Annotated in this window: 13 protein-coding genes and 1 tRNA gene; 12 read left to right on the plus strand and 2 right to left on the minus strand. The window is 61.4% G+C overall.

Annotated features, from left to right (window positions below; translation table 11 throughout):
* Positions 1 to 12: 12 nt before the first annotated feature.
* A complete protein-coding gene (locus V5735_RS04420) occupies positions 13 to 144 on the minus strand; it encodes a hypothetical protein (protein WP_423745252.1) in 132 nt (43 codons plus the stop codon).
* A 91-nt stretch (positions 145 to 235) separates the two neighbouring features.
* Here V5735_RS04420 and V5735_RS04425 point away from each other — a divergent pair, with 91 nt between their 5' ends.
* The 7 genes from V5735_RS04425 (at position 236) to V5735_RS04455 (ending at position 8,353) form a co-directional block, all read left to right on the plus strand.
* Entirely contained in the window at positions 236 to 1,597 is a 1,362-nt protein-coding gene (locus tag V5735_RS04425; RefSeq protein WP_423745253.1) for a phosphomannomutase, read from the plus strand.
* 121 nt (positions 1,598 to 1,718) lie between these two features.
* Positions 1,719 to 2,840, plus strand: a complete 1,122-nt coding sequence (locus tag V5735_RS04430) for a BMP family lipoprotein (protein ID WP_423745254.1) — start codon at positions 1,719 to 1,721, stop codon at positions 2,838 to 2,840.
* A gap of 48 nt (positions 2,841 to 2,888) precedes the next feature.
* A complete protein-coding gene (locus V5735_RS04435; protein WP_423745255.1) occupies positions 2,889 to 4,436 on the plus strand; it encodes an ABC transporter ATP-binding protein in 1,548 nt (515 codons plus the stop codon).
* A complete protein-coding gene (locus V5735_RS04440) occupies positions 4,433 to 5,746 on the plus strand; it encodes an ABC transporter permease (RefSeq protein ID WP_423745256.1) in 1,314 nt (437 codons plus the stop codon). The genes V5735_RS04435 and V5735_RS04440 overlap by 4 nt, the downstream gene beginning before the upstream one ends.
* Positions 5,739 to 6,791 (plus strand): ABC transporter permease, encoded by a 1,053-nt coding sequence (locus tag V5735_RS04445; protein WP_423745257.1) that lies wholly within the window; start codon positions 5,739 to 5,741, stop codon positions 6,789 to 6,791. The genes V5735_RS04440 and V5735_RS04445 overlap by 8 nt, the downstream gene beginning before the upstream one ends.
* Positions 6,792 to 7,032: 241 nt before the next feature.
* Positions 7,033 to 7,419: a cytidine deaminase gene (cdd, locus tag V5735_RS04450; RefSeq protein WP_423745258.1), complete on the plus strand. Its 387-nt coding sequence runs from the start codon at positions 7,033 to 7,035 to the stop codon at positions 7,417 to 7,419.
* A 115-nt stretch (positions 7,420 to 7,534) separates the two neighbouring features.
* A complete protein-coding gene (locus V5735_RS04455; protein WP_423745259.1) occupies positions 7,535 to 8,353 on the plus strand; it encodes a nucleoside phosphorylase in 819 nt (272 codons plus the stop codon).
* Here the strand turns inward: V5735_RS04455 and V5735_RS04460 are convergent.
* Complete coding sequence (locus tag V5735_RS04460; RefSeq protein ID WP_423745260.1) at positions 8,350 to 10,623, minus strand: DUF2298 domain-containing protein; 2,274 nt, start codon at positions 10,621 to 10,623, stop codon at positions 8,350 to 8,352. The genes V5735_RS04455 and V5735_RS04460 overlap by 4 nt on opposite strands.
* A 149-nt stretch (positions 10,624 to 10,772) precedes the next feature.
* On the opposite strand from V5735_RS04460, the gene V5735_RS04465 reads away from it, so the two are divergent.
* The 5 genes from V5735_RS04465 to V5735_RS04485 all read left to right on the plus strand — a co-directional run bounded on the left by V5735_RS04465 (position 10,773) and on the right by V5735_RS04485 (position 15,409).
* Positions 10,773 to 10,847 (plus strand) — tRNA-Met (locus V5735_RS04465).
* Between the two features lie 191 nt (positions 10,848 to 11,038).
* Positions 11,039 to 11,722: a type 1 glutamine amidotransferase domain-containing protein gene (locus V5735_RS04470; RefSeq protein WP_423745261.1), complete on the plus strand. Its 684-nt coding sequence runs from the start codon at positions 11,039 to 11,041 to the stop codon at positions 11,720 to 11,722.
* Positions 11,723 to 11,775: 53 nt separating this feature from the next.
* Positions 11,776 to 12,045, plus strand: a complete 270-nt coding sequence (locus V5735_RS04475) for a hypothetical protein (RefSeq protein WP_423745262.1) — start codon at positions 11,776 to 11,778, stop codon at positions 12,043 to 12,045.
* A 143-nt stretch (positions 12,046 to 12,188) separates the two neighbouring features.
* Positions 12,189 to 14,240, plus strand: coding sequence for an ABC transporter substrate-binding protein (locus tag V5735_RS04480; RefSeq protein ID WP_423745263.1), 2,052 nt, complete (start codon positions 12,189 to 12,191; stop codon positions 14,238 to 14,240).
* A 182-nt stretch (positions 14,241 to 14,422) separates the two neighbouring features.
* Positions 14,423 to 15,409 (plus strand): ABC transporter permease, encoded by a 987-nt coding sequence (locus tag V5735_RS04485; protein WP_232423691.1) that lies wholly within the window; start codon positions 14,423 to 14,425, stop codon positions 15,407 to 15,409.

The raw sequence follows: 15,409 nt of genomic DNA on the forward strand, positions 1-15,409 counted from the left end.
CTTTTCGCGCCTTCAGAACCACGGAGCGATGACGCCGCTCATCACCGCGACGATGTAGAGTCCCGCGATTGCTGCAAGGACGATGATGAGTCCGATGAGGTAGTCGAACAGTCCGTTCGGCGTCGTCAGCTTTGGCACGTTCATGTCAACCTCTACGACCTTGGTCGGCATATCGTTATTGGGGGGTAAAACGGAATCGCGGGAACCTAAGTACCAGCGTGTGAACCCCCTTCGTATGAATTTGTTCGGAACTGCGGGTATCCGTGGTGATGTCGTCGAGCGAGTGACGCCCGAACTCGCTCTCGCCGTCGGGCGGGCCGCGGGACGACAGGGTGCGGAGTTCGTCGTCGCCCGTGATGGACGCGAAACGGGCGCGGCGCTCGCTGCCGCGATGGAAGCGGGACTCGAAAGCGCGGGGGCGACCGTCCGCCGTGCGGGACAACTTCCGACCCCCGCGCTCGCGTTCGCCTCGCAGGGTCGCCGCGGCGTCATGCTCACCGCGAGTCACAACCCGTCGACGGACAACGGTATCAAACTCTTCGACGACGGACAGGAGTACGACCGGGCCGCGGAACGCGCCGTGGAAACCGGCGTCGAGGACGAGGAACCACCCCGCCCGTGGGACGAGTGGGGAAAGAGCACCAACGAGAACGTTCTCGACGCGTACCGGGACGCGGTTATTGAGTACGCACGCGAGTACGGTGCGCCGCTGAACGGCGTCCGCGTCGCGGTCGATTGCGGCAACGGGATGGCGAGCGTGGCGACCCCGCAGGTGCTCCGGGCGCTGGGAGCGACCGTCATCTCGCTCAACGCGAACGTGGACGGCCACTTCCCCGGTCGACCGAGCAAGCCGACGCCCGAGACATTGACCGACCTGCGTTCGTTCGTCGCCTCGGACGATTTCGAATTCGGCCTCGCCCACGACGGCGACGCGGACCGAATCGTCCTCGTCAACGCGGACGGCGACGTCGTGCACGAGGATACCGTCGTTGCACTCCTCGCGGAACACTACACGCACGCCAGCGACGCCGAGGACCCCGTGGTGGTGACGACGCCGAACGCCTCGGCGCGAATCGACGAACGCGTCCGGGCGGCCGGTGGTCGCGTCGAGCGCGTGCGCCTCGGTGCGCTTCACGAGGGCATCGCGGCGGCCCTCGAAGACGGCGACGACGGCACCGAAGTCGTGTTCGCCGCCGAACCGTGGAAACACATCCACACCCAGTTCGGCGGCTGGATAGACGGCGTGGTGAGCGCGGCGGTGCTCTCCCGACTCATCGCGGACGCCGGTGGCGTGGAAGCGCTTCGAGCGGACGTGACCGAGCGACCCTACCGAAAGGTGAGCGTCGATTGCCCCGACGCGGCGAAGACCGAGACGATGGAACGCGTCGAGACGGCGATTCCCGAGCGGTTCCCCGACGCGACCGTCGAAACCGAATATGGGGTCCGTGCGGAACGGGCAGATGGCTCGTGGGTGCTCGTTCGACCGAGCGGCACCGAACCGTACGTCAGAATCTACGCCGAGAGCGAGACCGTTGACGAACTCGTCGCCGAGACGAAAGACGTCGTAGCGAACGCCGTATCCGCTGCAGAAAAGTAACCGTCAATAGCCTCCTGTCCGTTATTTTTCGACCTTTCAAGCGTGAAGCGACGCGTTTATCACAAATTACCCGTCTGGTTACGCATAGATGACGAACATTGACAAACGGCGTCGAACATTGATGAAAACTGGCGGCGCGCTCGGTATTGCTGGCCTCGCGGGGTGTATCAGTAGCCCCAGTGACGGTGGCTCCGGCGACGGAAACGATAACACGTCGACCGACGGAACTGACGGTGACTCCGGCGACGGCGAGGACACCACGAACGTCGGGATGGTCTACGCGACGGGCGGCCTCGGCGACAACTCGTTCAACGACATGGCGAACATGGGAATCAAGCAGGCGAAAAAGGAGTTCGGCGTTCAGTTCCAGAACGCGGAACCCGACTCCCCGACCGACGTGGAGAGCCTCCAACGCCAGTTCGCCCAGTCCAGCAGCCCGGACTACGACCTCGTCTGCTGTATCGGCTACGTTCAGACGAACTCCCTCGTCAAGAACGCCGGACAGTACCCCGACCAGAACTTCATGCTCGTCGACAGCGTGGCGGAGACGGACAACGGCGACCTCGTGAAGAACGTCGCCAACTACGTCTTCAAGGAGCAACAGGGGTCGTTCCTCGTCGGCCACCTCGCGGGACAGCTGACCCAGATGGACTTCAGCGCGGGCGAAAGCTCCACGAAGTCCGGGAAGAAGACCGTCGGCTTCGTCGGCGGCAAGGAGGTTCCCCTTATCAAGAAGTTCGAGGCTGGCTACAAGGCCGGTGTCGCACACGCGAGCGAGGACATCGAAGTCAAGACGGCGTACGCTGGCACGTACAGCGACCCCGTGAAGGGGAAGGAAGCGGCGCTCTCGATGTACGATAACGGCGCGGACATCGTGTACCACGCCGCGGGTGGTACCGGAACCGGTGTCTTCAAGGCCGCGAACCAGAAGGGTCGGTTCGCCATCGGTGTGGACAGCGACCAGTCGAAGGCCAAGGGGACGGCGAAGTTCAGCAACGTCATCCTCGCCAGCATGGTGAAGAAGGTGAACGAAGCGGTCTACCGCTCCACGAAGAACGTCATCGACGGCGAATTCAAGGGCGGCAAAGTCAACACCCTCGGCTTGGAGCAAGGCGGCATCGAAGCGGTGTACGGTGCCGACCTCGGGTCGAAGATTCCCGACGACGTGAAATCGAAGGTCGAAGAGTCCCGCAAAGCGATCATCAGCGGCGACATCGAAGTTCCGACGAAAGTCGAGAAGTAAGCGCAAACCCGCGCGCTTATACAAGTAGGACGGAAATCCAGATTTAGAATGAGCCGGGCGGTACATCTCGACGGCATTACGAAACGATTCCCGGGTGTCGTCGCAAACGATAACGTCGATTTGACGATAGAACCGGGGTCGGTTCACGCACTTTTAGGGGAGAACGGGGCCGGAAAGACGACGCTGATGAACGTGCTCTATGGACTGTACGAACCCACCGAGGGGCGCGTCGTCGTCGACGGCCAGCCACGCGAGTTCGACTCGCCGCGAGACGCCATCGAGAGCGGCATCGGTATGATTCACCAACACTTCATGCTGGTGGATACCCTCTCGATTGCCGAAAACATCGTTCTCGGAAACGAACCCCGAAAGTGGGGTGGATTGGCGATGGACAGGGACCGCGCCGTACGCGAGGTGCGCGAGCTAAGCGACCAGTACGGGTTCGACGTGGACCCGAACGCGCTCGTCGAAGACGTGAGCGTCGGCGTCCAGCAGCGCGTCGAAATCCTGAAAGCGCTGTACCGCGGCGCGGACGTCCTCATCTTGGACGAACCGACCGCGGTGCTCACGCCACAGGAAATCGAGGACCTGCTCACGGTGCTCGACGAACTTACCGCTCAGGGAAAGAGCATCATCTTCATCACGCACAAGCTCGGCGAGGCCATGGACGCCGCCGACCAAATCACCGTCCTCAGGGACGGGAAGAACGTCGGCTCGGTCGATACCGAGGTGACGACCCGCGAGGAACTCGCGGAACTCATGGTCGGCCGCGAGGTCCTACTCGAAACCGAGAAGGAACCGGCCGACCCGGGCGACGTGATGCTCAACGTTTCCGGGCTTCGAATGACGGACGAACGCGGCGTCGAACAGGTATCAGGCGTCGATGTCGTCGCCCGAGAGGGCGAGGTGTTCGGCATCGCGGGCGTCGACGGAAACGGCCAATCCGAACTCATCGAGGCCATCACCGGCTTGGCCTCGCCGGACGAAGGTGCGATTTCGTTCAACGGGCGCGACATCACGGGGATGTCCCGTCGTGACCGAATCGACGCCGGGATGGCCTACGTTCCCGAGGACCGCCACGAACAGGGCTTGGTCATGGAGTTCGACCTCGTGGAGAACGGGCTGCTCGGAAGCCAGCATTCGGAACCGTTCACGCACGACGGGCGGATCGATTGGGACGGCACGCGAGCCCACGCCGAGGACATCATCGAACAGTACGACGTTCGCCCGCCCGACGCGGACGTATCGGCGGAATCGCTCTCCGGCGGGAACCAACAGAAGTTCATCGTCGGTCGGGAGTTCGCCCGCGATCCGTCCCTCGTCGTCGCCGCCCACCCGACCCGCGGCGTGGACGTCGGCAGCATCGAGTTCATTCACGACCGACTGCTCGATTTACGGGCCGAGGGAAAGGCTATCGTCCTCATCTCCTCGAAGCTCGACGAAGTGCAGCAGCTCTCGGACCGACTCGCAGTCATGTACGAAGGTGAAATCATGGACGTCGTCGACCCGGACCGTGTGACAGAAGAGGAACTCGGCCTGCTGATGGCGGGCGAGCATCCGGCGGACACACCGAGTCTCCGAGGTGAAGCACAGTGAGTTCGTGGCGAGACCGGGCGGAACAGGGACTTTCCCGCCTCGTCGAGGCGTCCGCGGTCGAGCGGGTGCTCATCAGTCTCGCGGCGCTCGTCATGTCCATCATCGTCGGCGGGTTCGTCATCCTCATCTCGGGATGGGTCGCAACCTGCTCCGACCCCTTCCTCGCGCAGCAGGTGCTCATTTCGATTCCGGGAACCGGCGGCTGGGGCATCCAGTTCCCGATTCCGGGGTCGTTCTGTTACAACCCGATTCAGGTGTACAAGTACCTCTTCGTCGGGTCGTTCGCGAACCCTCAGACGTCCACCCTATTCCCGCCGGACTTCGTTCTCGATAAGTTCAGCCTCGCCGTGACGCTCCGGCAGACGAGCATGCTCCTGTTCGCGGGGCTGGCCGCCGCGGTCGCGTTCCGCGCCGGGATGTTCAACATCGGTACGCAAGGGCAGCTCGTGCTCGGCGCGCTCGGGTCGGCGCTGTCGGTGTTGTGGGTCGCTCCGTACGTCCCGGGCGGACTCGTCGGTAGTCTCGTCCTCATTCCACTCGGTTTGATCGCCGGGGCGCTCGTCGGGGGCGCCTACGGCGCGATTCCGGGGGCGATGAAGGCGTATGCGGACGCGAACGAGGTCATCACGACCATCATGCTCAATTTCGTTGCGACGGGCATCGCGTTCGTCCTCGTCTCGGAGTACTTCAAGAACCCGGCGAGTCAGACCGTAGAAACACGCCCGGTTCCGGGGGCGGCGGTGCTGTCGCCCATCGTGTTCCCGAGTCAGGCGTCGTTCTCCATACTCGTCCTCATCGGCGCGCTCGCCCTCGCGGTCGGCATCTACCTGCTGTTGCACCGAACCGCGTTCGGATACGACCTCAGGACGAGCGGGATTCAGCCGGAAGCCGCCGAATACGGCGGCGTGGACGCGAAGCGAACGATGGTGTCGAGCATGGCGCTCTCCGGTGCCATCGCCGGTATCGGTGGGACGGTCTACGTCCTCATGATACTCGGCCGCTGGCAACAGGGCGTCCCGTCCTACGGGTTCGACGGCATCACGGTGACGATTCTCGCGGGCAACAACCCGCTCGGCGTCCCGCTCGCGGCGCTGCTGTTCGGCATGCTGAAGAGCGGAAGCCTCGCCATCGACTTCGCGCTCGGCGTTCCGAAACAACTCGTCGGCGTCTTGCGGGGGCTCATTATCCTGTTCGTCGCCATGCCGGAGTTCTTCCGGATGATCGGCAAACGGGTGACGACGCCGGAACCGTCGGGGGCCGTCGCCGCGGATGGCGGGTCCCGAATCGAGGGGGGTGAGGACGATGAATAAACGGCTCCGAATCGCCGGGGGATCCGTCGCTATTGCGGCGGTTCTCGCCGCTCTCGGTCTCGTGTTCCCGAACAGCGCTCTCGGCAAAATCGTCGGTACCATCAACGCGAGCTACGTGAGCGCGGCGCTCCGATTTACCGTTCCCATCGGCTTCGCCGCACTCGGCGGTATCTTCGCCGAAAAGAGCGGTGTCACCAACATCGGTCTCGAAGGCCACCTCATCATCTCGGCGTTCACCGGCGTCGCGGTCGCGGACGCGCTGGCCGGGTCGGGAAGCGCGACACAGACGACGCTCTGGCTCGGATTCTTCGCAGCGGTACTTGCGAGCACGCTCTTCGCACTCCTGTTCGCCGTCGTTTGTATCGAGTTCAAGGCCGACCAGATCATCGCGGGACTCGCCGTTTGGCTCATCGCGCTGGGGCTCGCGCCGTTCGCCAGCAAGATTCTGTGGGGCGGTATCAACAGTCCGAGCGTCGGAACGCTCTCGAACTGGCGTCTCCCGCTTCTCGCGAAGATACCCGTCATCGGTCCGATCCTCTTCGACGCAAATCCGACGGTGTACATGCTCCTCGTCGCCGTGCCGCTGACGTGGTTCGTGCTGAACGAGACGGCGTTCGGCCGCTGGGTGAAAGCCAGCGGAGAGAACCCGATGGCGCTCGATACGGTCGGCGTCGACGTCCATCGCGTTCGCTACGCGAGCGTGCTCATCTCCGGTACGCTCGCCGGAATTGGCGGCGCTGGACTGTCGCTCGGACAGGCGGGGCTGTTCAACGGGAGCGGTGCCACGATGGTCGATGGCCGCGGCTGGATCGGCATCACCGCCTACCTGTTCGGGAACTACAACCCGCTCGGGGCGTTCGGCGCGTCGTTCCTCTTCGCGAGTCTCGACGCGCTTCAGTTGCGACTCCAGCAGGTCGGTTTCAGCGTTCCGAGGGAACTCATCGGCGTCATCCCGTACGTGACGGTCATCATCGTGCTGGTGTTCGTCGGACACACGCGAACCCCGGACGCCGCGGGCGAACCCTACGAATCCGGCGAGGAGTGAGGCGGCGGCCGGTCGTTCACCGCGGTCGACTTTTCACGGTGTTCGTTTCGAAGCCGTTCGATTTCTCGTCGTCCGCCGACTCCGGGTCGGTATCTCCGTACAGAGATGGCGCTCGGTGTGATGCTGAGCAGGGCGCGGACGATAGCGACGAGGAGACGAAACACGACGGGGTTGGCCCCGTCTTGGTATAAAAAGACTCGGCTGTCGATTGTTATTTGACGCCCGGAACCGCACGTCCTCCATGGACGAACTCGTCGAGCAGGCACGCGAGATACAGGATCGCGCGCACGTTCCGTATTCGAAGTATCCCGTCGGGGCGGCGCTTCGGACGGCGGACGGCACCGTCTACGTGGGATGTAACATCGAAAACGCGAACTTCAGCAACTCGCTCCACGCGGAGGAGGTCGCCATCGCTGAGGCGATTAAATCGGGGCACCGTGAGTTCGACCGCTTAGCGGTCAGTTCCGCACGTCGAGACGGCGTGACGCCCTGCGGGATGTGCCGACAGACGCTCGCGGAGTTCTGTGACGACGACTTGGTGGTCGTGTGCGACCACGGCGACGACGTGACGGAGTACACGCTCGGCGAGTTGCTCCCGGACACGATAACCGAAGACATGCTGGGCTGAGGGCGAAAGACACGTCGGAAAACGAATGAGAGGGGGAGACGGCAACGGGCGGCGGCGGGAATCTCGCCACCCGAAACGCGAAGCACCTATTTTCGCGGCGCCAAACGTGGGTAGTATGGAAGACAGCGAAGACCCGAGCGCGGACGTGCAGTATCACATCGAAGTCGGGGAGGACGACGTTGCGAACGCCGTTCTCCTCCCCGGAAACCCGGAGCGCGTCGAAAAGATAACGCAGTTCTGGGATTCGGCGGACGAGAAGGCGTTCCACCGCGAGTACCGAACCGTGACGGGCGACTACGACGGGACGCCCATCAGCGTCACGTCGACCGGAATCGGCAGTCCCTCGGCCGCCATCGCCGTTGAGGAACTGGCGCGAATCGGCGCCGACACGTTCGTTCGCGTCGGGTCGTGCGGTGCGATTCAACCGGAGATGAACGTCGGCGACCTCGTTATCACGACGGGTGGCGTCAGACAGGAGGGGACGAGCGACGAGTACGTCCGCGAGGATTACCCGGCGGTCGCGGACTACGAGGTCGTCGCGGCGCTGGTCGCCGCCGCGGAGCGACTCGATTACGACTACCACACCGGAATCACGATGAGCGCGGACAGTTTCTACGCGGGGCAGGGTCGCCCCGGTTTCGAGGGCTTCCTCGCGGAAGGTGGCGACGAATTGGTATCCCACCTGAAAGCCGCGAACGTCAAGAACATCGAGATGGAGGCGAGCGCGATTTTGACGATTGCGAACGTCTACGGCCTCCGCGCGGGAGCGGTCTGTTCGGTGTACGCGAACCGCGAAACGGGCGAATTCAGAACCGAGGGAGAACACCGCGCCGCGGAGACGGCTAGCCTCGCGGTGAAACTACTGGCTCGAATGGACGAAATAAAAGCGGAGGCAGGTGTGGACCGCTGGCATCCGGGCCTCTCGCTCGACTAATTCGCTTCGTTGACCTGCGTTTCGATAAGCGTCCGGTTGACGCGGTAAATCGAAACTGATCCGGAGCGATACACTCGCTGAATGCCGGGGAATCGGCTGAACGCCGTTCGACCGTATCGATTTCGCTCCCGCGGGCCGTAGTAGATGTATCGGACGTCGTATCGGTCGAGTTTTTCGGCGCGGGTTTTCCACGCCGTGTTCGGGCTGAATATCAGATCGACGTCGTGTTTTCGTTCGGCGTAGGCCGAATTACCGCGGTAAATCCGCTCCTGGTACCACCCGACGACGGTCGGAAGACCGGTGAGCGAGGACGCGGGACTCCCCCAGACGTAGGGGTCGCCGGGTGCGGAGACGATGTGCGGGCGTCCGTCCCTCGCGTCGAGCCACTCTATCGCACCCGCCTCGCCCGGATGAACCGTCGAGACGAACGCTAACCCGTCGAGCGTCGGGTCGTCGGCACGGTGGACTGGATTGTCCGACGCGATATGCTCGCCGAGGCCGAACACGCCATACACGGACGCGGACAACACGAGAAGCGCGGCAACGATTGCGACACCCCGTCGGAGTGCCGACGGAACGTGTTTTCCGTGAACTGTGGGGCTGTTCGGGATTGCACCCGCGAGCAGTCGGGACAGTGCAACGCCGCCAGCGACCGCCCAGAGGACCCACACCTGCATGTACACCTTGAACACCGTGTTGAACCGCCCGGGGATGGCGTTGTCCTGCACGTAGACGAACTCCACGAGCAGGACGAGGCCCGCACCGGCCACCAACAGCACCGTTTCGAAGCCGAAGCCGTCATCGAGGCGTAGCAGTACCCACCCGCCAACGAGGAGCGGCGCGACCAGCAACAGGGCCGGGACGCCTCCTTGCCAACTCAGGAAGGCGAACAGGAGAACGAGCGCTCCCGCACGTGTGACGGTCCGACGTCGCCACCGCGTGTTGGTCGCGAGGTACAGCGCGAACAGACCGAGGAACGTGCCGTGAACGATGAGCAACTCGACGGGGCTACTCCGGTCGGGGAGGAAACCGAGACCGCGCGTGCCCGCCGTCCCGAACAACACGTTGACGACGAACGGTGCCGCCCACACGAGCGCGAGACCACCGACGGCGATGACGATGACCAACGAAATCGCGATACGGGCGAGTTCGTCGGCGAACGGCGACCGTTCGGTCAGCGTGACGACTCGTTCGCCGCCCGGAACGAGCGTCGCCGGGTGGGTCTCCGCGAACACGAGCGAGAGCCAGACGACGCCGAGCGCGGTCGGGAAACTCCAGAAGCTGATGGTGCTCACGAAGGCGACGACGGGGGGAAGCACGCCGAAGACGAGGAGTCGCCATCGAGTGTCGGAACGGTAAACGGCGTAGCCGAGTGCCGCGACGAACAACAGAAACGGTTGTCCCATCATGTGGGCGTGAAGGTCGCCGTTCAGGTACGCGAAGAGGGGAAACTCGTTTATCGTATCGACCATCACGCGGCTGGCTTCCCAGTAGTAGAAGTTGGTCGGGGCGAGCGGAACCGCGGACGGGTTCATCTCTAACGGTTTGGCGATGGCGTCGAGGAGCGAACGGGGGAAACTCCCCGCGAGCAAGCGCATCGGGGTGAACAGGTTTCCGGCGAATCCGACGAGAAAGGCGGCAGCGGCGGCGGCGAGGCGGCGAGGCGTTCCGTGTCGCTCGGCTATCGCACCCGCCAACCCGTAGGCGGTGGTGATGAGCATGCCGTAAAACCCCGCGAGTGCGAGGTTGTAGCTGTATCGGGGCGGCGTTCCCGAAAGTTTCGTCAGAATCGCGGCGATGAGGTGGCCGCCGTAGTAATACCGAATGGGCTCACCCGCGAACCACATGTCTTCGGGGGGGAGCGCGGGCGCTCGCATGATAGACCGCAAGAGACCGAAGTCGAGGAACTTCTCGCCGCCGGTCGCGATGATTCCCGGGTCGATGGCACGAACTCCGACGAGAAAACAGAAGGCGACGGTGAACACCACCATCGCTTCCGCATATCCCTGCAGGTCGATTTCGACCGCACGCCGTGTCAGCAATGCGGAGAGCGAAACGAGCACTACGACCGCGACGAGAACCGTGATACCGCTGAAAACGAACTGACCGAGCCAGTACGTCACAATCGTCATGACGGAGAGGCTCACGGGGAGCGCGAACGTCGCTCCGCGGTCGGGAAATCGTCGAAAGAGTGCCGCTGTGACCGGTAGCCCTGCAAGAGAGAGAACGTAGTAGAGGACTAGCCAGAACGCAACGAGCACGAACTCCATATTCGAGTCATTTCGGGCACTGCAGTGATATACTTCTTGTGGTCTTGTTCATTGTTAAACATGTGTTTTTCGAAGTGTAGTCGCGGTACGAAATCACATAGGGCGGCCGAATCATAACCCTTAACTAGGCGACGGCAGTACAAACTGGTAGCGGGATGGGATAGCCAGGAGATTCCGGCGGGCTCATAACCCGCAGATCGGTAGTTCAAATCTACCTCCCGCTATTTTCAGACGACTCGTCTACGATAGTAGTGATATTTAGCACCGGTCAGCGGTGGTGCCGACCGGTTCGTCACTACTCCGATCAGCTTCGTCATTTCGCACTGAGCGGTTCTCAACCGGCCAATTTCGCCGATTTCCCTCAAAATCGGCCGGTGCCATCCGACTTATTCGTCCCGCCCCGGTAGTACCGTCCATGCCATCCGCATTGTTCGTGGTGAGCGAAGAGGGATATTGGGGCGAAGAATGTATCGAACCGCTGCAGACGCTGGACGAGGCCGGTGTCGAAATAACGGTCGCAACTCCGAGCGGCGGTAAACCGGTCGTGGACGAACGGTCCATCGACCCGGAAAACGTCGGCGAGGAAACCGCGGAACGGGTTCGGGAAGCGGACGAATCCGACCCTCGGCTTCAGAATCCGGTACCGTTGGCGACGACGAGCGCCGACGGCTACGATGCCGTCGTGTTCCCCGGCGGGCACGGAACGGAGTGGGACGTAAATCAGGACAAACACGCCCGAACATTGCTCCGTGACGCGGTGGAAACCGGGGACAAGAAAGCGCTCGTCGTCTGTCACGCAGTCGGACTGTTGGCGTTCACCCGCGACAGCGACGGTGGGTTCCTCGTGGACGGACGTTCCGTCACCGGGTTCCCGAACGAATGGGAGGAGGGAATCGTGGACGATGACGATTGCATGCCCGACGGTCGGAAACTCCCGTACTGGGTCGAGGACGAAGTGAAAGCGGCGGGCGGAACGTGGGATGCGGAACTCGACGCCGAGACGAGCGTGCGAACCGACGGCGACTTGCTGACCGGACGCGGCCCGGGGTCGTCGCATGCGGCGGCGGTGGCGCTCCTGTCCGCGCTCGGTATCGAGTAATCTGCCGACGAAAGCGCGTGATTTATACCCGATTCGTTCCCAGTTGACACGAGATGATTGGCACGCGTAGCGTACTGGCGGTGGTTGCCGGTGGCGTCATGGTAACTGCTATCGTCGCCCTTCGTTCCGGTCGAAAGTCGACGGGACTGTGGTTATTGGCTGCGGGATTCTTCGTCGCCAGCCTTTGGTCCGGGCTTAGCATCGCTTGGACGCGGAACAATCCCGGGATGCTGTCGTCCGATTCACACCTCCTCTTGGGGTCGACGGCAGTTGCCGGGACGATATATTATGGGATGCTCGCTCGGGAAGCGACAAGTGACTAGTCTGGTTGAATCAATACTATAACGATTCTTTTGCAAGAAAGATAGTGGCTAGTTTTGCGGCGTTTTTAGACTCTATGAAGCTCGGAAAAGTAAAACCTTCTGCCAATCAGTAACTTTAAATACATCTTCTACAAGTCTTTGGTATGCCACGGCGACGCAACCCGAGTGGTGCAGACGACAGCCGAAGGAACTTTCTGAAGGCGAGTGGGGCCGGTGCAGTTGCTCTCTCCCTTGCAGGCTGTTCCGGAAATGGTGACACGAACGACGAGAAGACGTCTGACGACGGCGGTGACAAGAACACGACAACAGAAGCGCCGAGTACGAACTCGCTCAGCCCTGACGACATCGAACCCGGTGGAACGCTTCGATACGGGATGGGTGAAGCGCCGGACAGCCCGAACATCATGCTGGCAGGCAGCGTGTACTCCGCGGTCGCTCTCGCTCCGGTTTACAACTACGGTGTCAGTCAAGACCCCGTGACGTTTGAGGTCAAACCGAGCGTCTTCACCGACTGGACCATTAAAAACACCGGTAAGGACAAACCGGATGTTTACTTCAACGCCCGAAAGGACGGCCTCGAGTGGAACGACGGTGAGAAGTTCAAGATGGAGGACATCCTGTACTCCTTCCAGTTCCAACTCGACAACGAACCGGGACAGTACTCGGTTTGGAACGATTACGAGAAGATCGAGGAGGCGAAAAACGACTGGGACTTCCACCTCAAACTGTCTCGACAGGTTGGCACGTGGGACGCGGACGTCCTCGGCGCGCCACCGATTATTCCCAAGCACAAGTGGGAAGGTGTCGATTACAAGAACTACGACCCGACGAAGGAGAACGAGGAGGGTCCGGTCGGAACCGGGCCGGGTAAACTCGTCCAGTGGAACCCGGACACCTCGATGCAGATCAAGTTCCGCCGCGATTACATCGAGAACACCTACGCGCTCAACAAACTCGACTGGATCAAAGAGCACGACACGCTCATCCACGGCGGTCCGTTCCTCGACGGCGTGAACTTCAAGGTGTACGGCGGAACGTCGCCGCTCACGCAAGCGTTCCTGAACGGCAAGGTCGATACCCACTACGGAAGCCTTCAGACTTCGAAAATCGCGAAAGTCAAGAAAGCGGACGACAAGGGCCTCGTAAAAGGCTACGACAGTGGTTTCTCCTACTACGGTTTCAACTGTCGTCGCGCCCCGCTCGACGACGTGGCGCTCCGACAAGCGATGTCGTTCATGTACGACGACGTGTTCTGGGTGCAGACGCTCAAGGGCGGCTACGTTATCAAGGGCGACTACGCCCAATCGCCGGGTTACAAAGGTGTTCGACCGGAGACCGTCTACGACGGCGAACTCCTCACGGACCCGCGAACGAACGCGTTCGACTTCCGCGGAAAGAAGGGCAAACTTCCTGACGTCGCCGGCGTTCGTAAATTCCTGACGAGCGGAAGCGTTATCGACGGCTCGAAAGGTTCCTACGTCGGGAAGGACTTCCCGGGGACGTTCTCGGGAGTCAACGCAAGCCAGTCGAAGGCGAAGTACAACTACACGTTCGGCTCCGTCAAGTCCAAGAACCTCAAAAACGCGAAGGTAGAGGTGGACAAGGAGATCCGCGTGGATGGAAAGACCATCCCGGAAATGATGGACGGCGACGCTATCAACCTCTTCATCGACCCGCCGAACGAACAACCGCAAGAGGCCAAAGCCATCGAACAGTGGAAAGAGAACATGCAGCGGGTCGGTATTCCGGTCAAGACCGAACCCGTCGCGTTCAACACCATGACCGGAAGGGTGTACGAAACCGAGGAGTTCGACGTATACCCGATGGGTTGGGGCGGAACCAGTCCCTACGGGACGTCGCTTCACTCGTTCTTCCACTCCGACAACGCCGGAGAGGACACGGAGAAATTCGCCTACAACTCCACGGGATACGGCGTCTCGGGCGGCAGCTCCGACAAACTTCTCTCCGACGCGTACAGCGAAACCGACCCCGAGAAACGTTCGAAGAAGTACGCGAAGGCGATGGAGAAGATCTACCTCGACATGCCGTACATGCTTCGTGACTACGAGAAATACCGCTGGCCGGTTAACTCGAAGAAGTTCGACGGGTTCGTCGAGAACATCGTCGACCCCGGATACGCAAACTGGGATTACGAGTACAGTAGCATCTACCTCAAAGAGAACCTAAAGAAGTAACCCCGTCTTCGACCCTCGACGGTGGTTTTTTGCGGTACAGGTCGGGAAAGTGGTGGTTGAATTTGATACGCAGTCGATACGAGAATCACTACATTGATAATGAATGTGTGCCATGCATGGCATAGATACGCAAGAGTAAACGATATGGTAAACAGCATACCGAAATCAACGGATGACAAAATATGACAAGGATTAGCACCCGTTATCTCGCAAAGCGGCTGATAGTCTCCTATCTGACGTTGCTCGTCATAATGACGATTTTGTTCGTGCTCATCCGGAGCATGCCGGGGACGTTCATCTCGCAGATGATCACGCCTGAGATGAAACCGGCACAGATCGCACGACTTCAGGAGCAGTGGGGACTCAACGAACCGCTGTGGCGTCAGTACGTGGACTTCATGATAAACTACCAAACCGGTAACTTCGGTCGCTCGCCGACCAAGCAGGTTCCGGTCTGGGACATCATCATTCGACGGTTCCCGCGGACGATCATCCTGTTCGGTGCCGGATTCGTCATCTCGTACACGGTCGGCCCGCTCGTCGGCATGTATCTGGGTTGGTGGCGAGGCACGAACAAGGACAAGTTCATCTACACGTCGGGGCTCACGATGTACTCCATGCCCGCGTTCTGGATCTCGTGGCTCTTCATCTGGCTGTTCGACTACAAGCTGCAGTGGTTGAAGAGCGCGTACATGGTCGATCAGTTCGGGGTACAAGATTGGACACCAATGGTGGCGATGGGTAGCATCTTACACCACATCGCGCTTCCGCTATTCAGCATCGCGTTCGTCGGGTGGGTCGGGTCGATGCTCGTCATGCGGCCGTCGATGAACAACGTCACCGGGGAGGATTACGTCTTCCTCGCACGGGCGAAGGGTCTCAGTGAGCGGACCGTACTGATGAAGCACGCGGCTCGGAACGCGTTGATTCCGGTCGCGACGCAGGCCATCGTCGGTCTCGCGTTCCTCGTGGACGGCAGCGTCATCATCGAGCAGGTGTTCAGCTGGCCCGGTATCGGAGATATGCTGGTCAGCGCTGTCTTCGCGCAGGATTATCCGATCACGCAGGCGGCGTTCTTCCTGCTCGCCGTCATGATAATCACGATGCGACTTGTCACGGACATCGCATACACCTTCCTCGACCCGCGGATCAAGTTTGGAGGAGAATAA

The organism is Haladaptatus sp. SPP-AMP-3 (genome assembly GCF_049568665.1).
In the GTDB taxonomy this organism is placed as follows: Archaea; Halobacteriota; Halobacteria; order Halobacteriales; family Haladaptataceae; genus Haladaptatus; species Haladaptatus paucihalophilus.

Coding starts and splice junctions, on each gene's coding strand:
- V5735_RS04420 (WP_423745252.1), bottom strand. CDS start 144: ATGAACGTGCCAAAGCTGACGACGCCGAACGGACTGTTCGACTACCTC.
- V5735_RS04425 (WP_423745253.1), top strand. CDS start 236: ATGAATTTGTTCGGAACTGCGGGTATCCGTGGTGATGTCGTCGAGCGA.
- V5735_RS04430 (WP_423745254.1), top strand. CDS start 1,719: ATGAAAACTGGCGGCGCGCTCGGTATTGCTGGCCTCGCGGGGTGTATC.
- V5735_RS04435 (WP_423745255.1), top strand. CDS start 2,889: ATGAGCCGGGCGGTACATCTCGACGGCATTACGAAACGATTCCCGGGT.
- V5735_RS04445 (WP_423745257.1), top strand. CDS start 5,739: ATGAATAAACGGCTCCGAATCGCCGGGGGATCCGTCGCTATTGCGGCG.
- cdd (WP_423745258.1), top strand. CDS start 7,033: ATGGACGAACTCGTCGAGCAGGCACGCGAGATACAGGATCGCGCGCAC.
- V5735_RS04455 (WP_423745259.1), top strand. CDS start 7,535: ATGGAAGACAGCGAAGACCCGAGCGCGGACGTGCAGTATCACATCGAA.
- V5735_RS04460 (WP_423745260.1), bottom strand. CDS start 10,623: ATGGAGTTCGTGCTCGTTGCGTTCTGGCTAGTCCTCTACTACGTTCTC.
- V5735_RS04470 (WP_423745261.1), top strand. CDS start 11,039: ATGCCATCCGCATTGTTCGTGGTGAGCGAAGAGGGATATTGGGGCGAA.
- V5735_RS04475 (WP_423745262.1), top strand. CDS start 11,776: ATGATTGGCACGCGTAGCGTACTGGCGGTGGTTGCCGGTGGCGTCATG.
- V5735_RS04480 (WP_423745263.1), top strand. CDS start 12,189: ATGCCACGGCGACGCAACCCGAGTGGTGCAGACGACAGCCGAAGGAAC.
- V5735_RS04485 (WP_232423691.1), top strand. CDS start 14,423: ATGACAAGGATTAGCACCCGTTATCTCGCAAAGCGGCTGATAGTCTCC.